Below are 5,913 nucleotides of genomic sequence, written 5' to 3' on the forward strand. Positions count from 1 at the left end.
AGTCAAAGAACGGGCTTCTGAATGGAAAGTTTTAGGCATTGCTTGCCGTAACAATAAAGATATGTTTGCTGAACAGATACAAGAGTTCAAGCCAGAATTTGCTTATATTCAAGATATAGATAACGGCTATGAAAACAGGTTCAAAAGTACAAAGTTTTTTTACGGCGAAGACGGTCTTGAAGAACTTGTTTCAGTTGATAATATAGATTTAGTTGTATATGCGATACCGGGCATTAGCACTCTCAACGCTTTTATATATTCAATAAAAAAAGGACAAAAGGTTGGTCTGGCTACAAAAGAAATTATGGTAACTGCTGGACCTATTGTAAATGAACTTATAAAAAAACATAATGGGGAAATCCTACCTATAGATAGCGAGCATAACGCAATATTCCAAGCACTTATGGGCGAAGATGAAAATAATGTTAGCAATATTTATCTTACTGCTTCGGGCGGACCGTTTAGAGGTAAAAACATCGATAACCCAACGGTAGAACAGGTCCTTTCTCATCCTGTGTGGAATATGGGAAAAAAAATCACGGTAGATTCTGCTACAATGTTTAACAAAGCGTTTGAGTTGATAGAAGCCCACTACTTGTTTTCTATATCACCAGAAAAACTAAATGTTCTTATACACCCTGAAGCTCTTATACACGGTATGGTTGAACTGTTAGACGGGACTATTAAAGGTATCTTTTCAATGCCAGATATGAAATATCCTATAACTTTTATAATGGATTACCCTAATAGACAGACATCAAAATGGGAAAAAATTGATTTCAATAGGTTCAGTAGTTTAACTCTTGAGCCTGCAAATAGAAATGCAAAATGGTTTTCTTTAGCAATCGAAGCAATAGAAAAAAAAGGTTCTTTTCCAGTAGTCTTTAATAGCGCTAACGAAGAAGCAGTAGAAGGTTTTCTTAAAGGAAAGATTCAGTTTAAAGATATTATCAGTATAACTGAACAGGTTTTATCTACCCACTCTTATAAAGAAAATGTTACCATTAAAGAAATATTTGAAATAGATATTTGGGCTAAAAATAAAGTGAATAAACTTATGGAGAAATAAAATGATACTATCTGTTGTAGCAGTTCTGTTGATGTTTTCTGTTATTATACTTGTTCATGAAGCAGGACACTTTCTTTTTGCAAAAAAGGTTGGAGTAAGAGTGGAAAAGTTTTCGCTCGGTTTTGGACCAAAACTTTTTTCTTGGCAAAAAGGTGAAACGATATACCAGATATGCCTACTTCCTTTCGGTGGATTTGTAAAGATGGCAGGGGACGATTATGATGAAACTAAAAAATCGGAAAAATGGGAATATATGGGAAAAAGTCCAGGTCATAGAGCCCAAATTATATTGGCTGGTTCTTTTAACAACCTTCTGTTGGGGGTGTTGCTTTTAATACCTGTTTTTATGTTGGGTGTGCCGGGATATGAGGGTACAAAGATAGGTTCTTTTGTGGAAGGTCTACCGGCTTCTAATTCTGGGTTGATGGTTGGAGACGAGGTTCTTGAGGTAAACGGAAAAGTATGTAAAGAATGGTTTGATGTTTTGATGAATATAAGGCAGTCTATAGATGCAGACAATACCGCAAACATACTCTTAAAGGTTAACCGTGACGGTGAAATTCTCTCTTTTAATGTTGCGCCAGCCCCGTATGTTGAATCTGGAGATACCTCTGCTAAAGCTGTCTTTATTCTTGGTCTTTCGCCTATGGAAAAAATAGAAAAATATAATCTTTTTGCGTCTATAGTTAGGGCAGGTAAAGAGTTTAAAAAGATGATATACGGGATATTTATGGCAATGAAAATGCTTTTTACTCGACAAGTTTCTGCAAAAAATTTGACCGGACCTATCGGTATCGCTCAATGGGGGGCTGAAATAGTCCATTACGGGCTTGGGAAATTTTTATATTTTATGGCGTTCATTAGTATAAATCTTGGGGTAATAAACCTAATGCCTTTCCCAGTACTTGATGGAGGTCACCTGTTTGGAATTTTTCTTGAGAAAGTTACTGGGTTTGTTCCTAAACGTAAAACTCTTGAAATAATACAGTATATTGGGATGGTCTGTATACTATTTCTTGCTCTTTTTGTGACATATAATGATATAGTCAGAGTATTACAAAACATAGCGCGACCGAGGTAGTTGATACTATAAAAATATTAAAATGAGAAAAATCACTAAAAAAATCAATATTGGCAATATCTCTATTGGCGGTGGTTCCCCAATTACTGTTCAAGGGATGACTAAAGTTCCTACTTCTGATATAAAGAACCTCCTTAAAGAATTTAAAAAGATGGTCTCCTCTGGGGCAGAAATTATAAGGATAGCCATTCTTAAACAAGAAGATACAGATTCTATCCCTATCTTGAAAAAAAAGTTTGATGTACCTATTGTGGCTGATATCCATTACATTCCAGAGTTTGCTATTTCATCAATCAGAAAAGGAGCCGATAAAATAAGAATCAATCCGTATAATATGGAAAAAAAACATCTCAACAATATCATACAAGAATCAAAAGATGCAGGGGTCCCAATAAGGATAGGTATAAATTCAGGGTCGGTGAAATTAAAAGGTTCTCTTGCTGATAGCCTTGTGTCTTCTGCTCTGGATACTCTGAAATTTTTTCAAGATAAAGATTTTAACAATATAGTTCTGTCACTTAAAACTCCGCAGGTTAAAGAAACAATAACGTGTTACAGAAAAATATCAGAAGCATGCGATTATCCTTTACATCTGGGCATTACCGAAGCAGGTAGAGGGTATTTAGCAGAAAGTAAATCTATACTTGGTATAGGAACGCTTCTATTGGAAGGTATTGGTGATACTCTACGGGTTTCTCTTTCGGAACCATCATATAAAGAGATAGAGTTTGGTAAAGCGATTTTGCAGTCTGCAGAGATAAGAAGGTTTGAAACTGAAATAGTATCTTGCCCTACCTGCGGAAGAACTCAGGTTGCTCTTCCATCAATATTGGCAAAGGTAGAGGCAGAAGTTAAAAGATTAAAAAAGGGTTATCCCAAAATAAAAGAACTCAAAATAGCGGTGATGGGCTGCAGCGTTAACGGACCAGGGGAAGCTAAACAGGCAGATATAGGTATTGCAGGAGGAAAAGGTAGTTTTGCTTTATTTAAAAAAGGTACTATAATAGGAACTTATAAAGAAGAAATAATAGTTTCTCAACTTGTAAAGGAAATCATTGAAGAGGTCAACAATCTCGCTTAAAATAGGCGGGTAAAGGAGAAAAAATGTCTGATTTAAAAGCAGGAATTATTGGGTTTGACACATCTCATATTATAAGGTTTTCAGAACTTACCAAACAAGATTCACCACATAGGGTCAAAGGGCTTGATATTATAGCAGGTGTTCCTACTTTTAGCCCAGATTTACCTTCAAGTTATGAGAGGGTTGAGGGGTACAAAAAAGAGATGACAGAGAAATGGGGAGTTAAACTTGTATCTACAATTGAGGAACTTATTTCTATGTGTGATGTGATTCTTCTTGAAAGCAATGATGGCAGAAGACATTTGAAAGAAGCTACACCTGTTTTACAAGCAAAAAAGCCTGTTTTTATAGATAAACCTTTGGCTGCAAATTATGCTGACGCCAAGGAGATAGTTAGGTTAGCAAAAGAGAATAACTGCCCTATGTTCTCCTCTTCATCACTTAGGTTTGATTATGATGTTATGGAAGCAAAAGCAGATACAGAGTTTGGTGCAATTATGGGAGCTGACGCTGTAACTCCAGCATCTCTTGAGGTTACTAACCCAGGGCTATTCTGGTATGGTATACACGGTCTGGAAGTTCTTTATACTTTTATGGGTAGAGGTTGTAGTAAGGTGTTCTGTGAGAAGACAGAGTCAACACATTTTGTTACTGGAGTATGGGAGAACGGTAGAATTGGAACTGTCAGAGGTGTAAGAGGTTACGCTTGTGGTTATGGTGTAACACTGTTTGCCGAAAAGAAATTTAAGAGAGTAAACTCAACAGGTAAGGTGCCCTACTATGCACAACTTTTGAACCAGATTGTACAGTTTTTTAATACAGGCAACCCTCCTGTGGAAGCCGAAGAGACACTCGAAATGATGCAGTTTATGGAAGCAGCCTATATAAGCGAAAAAGAAGGAAGACCAGTCTATCTGCAAGAACTTGACTAAAAGGGTAAAAAAGTATGTGGTGTCTACTCACTCTGGTACTACGGTGCATACACCTTCCCTATCTTTGCCTTCTCCCCTCGGAGGGAGAAGGATCAAGGATGAGGGGAGAAGGCAACTGAACCAAAAACGAAAAACGTAGGGATAAAGGATGCCACCCCCTTATATGTCATTCCGGACTTGATCCGGAATCTCGCTTTTCTTGCTACCAACGTGGGTTAAGTGAGAGATCCTGAAACAAGTTCAGGATAACAAATTGGTGCGTTAGGACGGTATTGTGAGTGTAGAAGAAATACCGCCCCCCATTCCGTCTTTTGTAGTTTGTCTTGCGAGCTTTATCCACCAAAGCCTTGGCGTAGGAGGGCGTTTTTTGGCGTGGCAATCTCGCCGAAGGCGGAAAAGGAATGACCTTCTTTGCCTTCTCCCCTTGGGGGAGAGGGATCAAGGATGAGGGGAGTAGTTAGCAACTGAACCAAAAACGAAAAACGTAGGGATAAAGGATGACACTCCCCCTGTATGTCATTCCGGACTTGATCCGGAATCTCGTTTTTTGCGGAGGTTAGACCTTCGTCTTAGTCAAGTGTAGCGTAGTGGAGGAGTTGTTAGCAGGCAAGAATTACCCTGTAAGAGGAGTAAGAGGAGAAAGATATGTCTAATTTTAAAGTAGGAATGATAGGGTTTGATACATCCCACGTAATAAGATTTGCAAAGAATTCTAAAGAAGAATCCCCAGGACAAGTCAAAGGGATTAATATTATTGCTGGTGTCCCAACATTTAGCCCAGATTTACCTTCAAGTTATGAAAGGGTTGAAGGGTACACAAAAGAACTATCTGAGAAATGGGGCGTCAAGATTGTATCTACAATTGAGGAACTTATTTCTATGTGTGATGCTATCATACTTACAAGTCTTGATGGTAGACGACATTTAAAAGAAGTTACCCCTATCTTAAAAGCAAAAAAACCTGTTTTTATAGACAAACCTTTTGCTGCAAGTTATGCTGACGCTAAAGAGATAGTCAGGTTATCTAAAGAAAATAACTCTCCTATGTTTTCTTCTTCATCACTTAGGTTTGACTACAATTTTTTACAGGTGAAGGCAGATAAAGAATTTGGCACAATTATGGGGGCAGACGCAGTAAGTCCTGCTTCTCTTGAGATTACTAATCCTGGTTTGTTCTGGTATGGAATACATGGATTGGAAGCTCTTTACACTTTTATGGGTAGAGGTTGTAGTAAGGTGTTCTGTGAAAAGACAGAGACAACACATTTAGCAACAGGTGTGTGGAGCGATGGTAGAATTGGCACTTTGAGAGGGGTTCGGGGGTATGCTTGCGGTTCTGGAGTAACTCTATTTACAGAAAAACAATCAAAAAGAGTTGATATGTCAACTGAGGTGCCTCTTTTTGCTCAACTTCTTAAAGCTATCTTGGAGTTCTTTAAGACAGGTATCCCTCCAGTGGAAGCCGAAGAGACACTCGAAATGATGCAGTTTATGGAAGCAGCCTATATAAGCGAAAGAGAAGAAAGATCAGTCTATCTGCAAGAACTTGACTAAAGGGGTAAAAAAGTATGTGGTGTCTACTCACTCTGGTACTACGGCGCATACATCTTCTACGCCACAATCGGGCACTCTGAGAACTTACCCTTCTGCACAAAGAGCGTCTCCGAAGGGTTCAACAGGCTCAGAGTAGTAGAACAAAAGGCTTGAACCTTTTGTTAACAGCCCGATTCTTGCTTGAGTTGTAGTAGCA

Annotated in this window: 5 protein-coding genes; all 5 read left to right on the top strand. The window is 38.3% G+C overall.

Annotated elements, in window-relative coordinates:
• On the top strand, positions 1 to 1,069 hold a 1,069-nt coding region (dxr, locus tag M0P98_09030), incomplete at its 5' end, for a 1-deoxy-D-xylulose-5-phosphate reductoisomerase (GenBank protein ID MCK9266989.1).
• 1 nt (position 1,070) lies between these two features.
• Positions 1,071 to 2,150 (top strand): RIP metalloprotease RseP, encoded by a 1,080-nt coding sequence (gene rseP / locus M0P98_09035; GenBank protein MCK9266990.1) that lies wholly within the window; start codon positions 1,071 to 1,073, stop codon positions 2,148 to 2,150.
• Positions 2,151 to 2,172: 22 nt separating this feature from the next.
• Positions 2,173 to 3,231, top strand: coding sequence for a flavodoxin-dependent (E)-4-hydroxy-3-methylbut-2-enyl-diphosphate synthase (gene ispG / locus M0P98_09040; protein MCK9266991.1), 1,059 nt, complete (start codon positions 2,173 to 2,175; stop codon positions 3,229 to 3,231).
• 23 nt (positions 3,232 to 3,254) lie between these two features.
• Positions 3,255 to 4,163, top strand: a complete 909-nt coding sequence (locus M0P98_09045) for a Gfo/Idh/MocA family oxidoreductase (protein MCK9266992.1) — start codon at positions 3,255 to 3,257, stop codon at positions 4,161 to 4,163.
• A gap of 645 nt (positions 4,164 to 4,808) precedes the next feature.
• Complete coding sequence (locus M0P98_09050) at positions 4,809 to 5,717, top strand: Gfo/Idh/MocA family oxidoreductase (GenBank protein MCK9266993.1); 909 nt, start codon at positions 4,809 to 4,811, stop codon at positions 5,715 to 5,717.
• Positions 5,718 to 5,913: the final 196 nt, after the last annotated feature.

This window comes from bacterium (genome assembly GCA_023230585.1).
Lineage (GTDB): Bacteria > Ratteibacteria > UBA8468 > B48-G9 > JAFGKM01 > JALNXB01.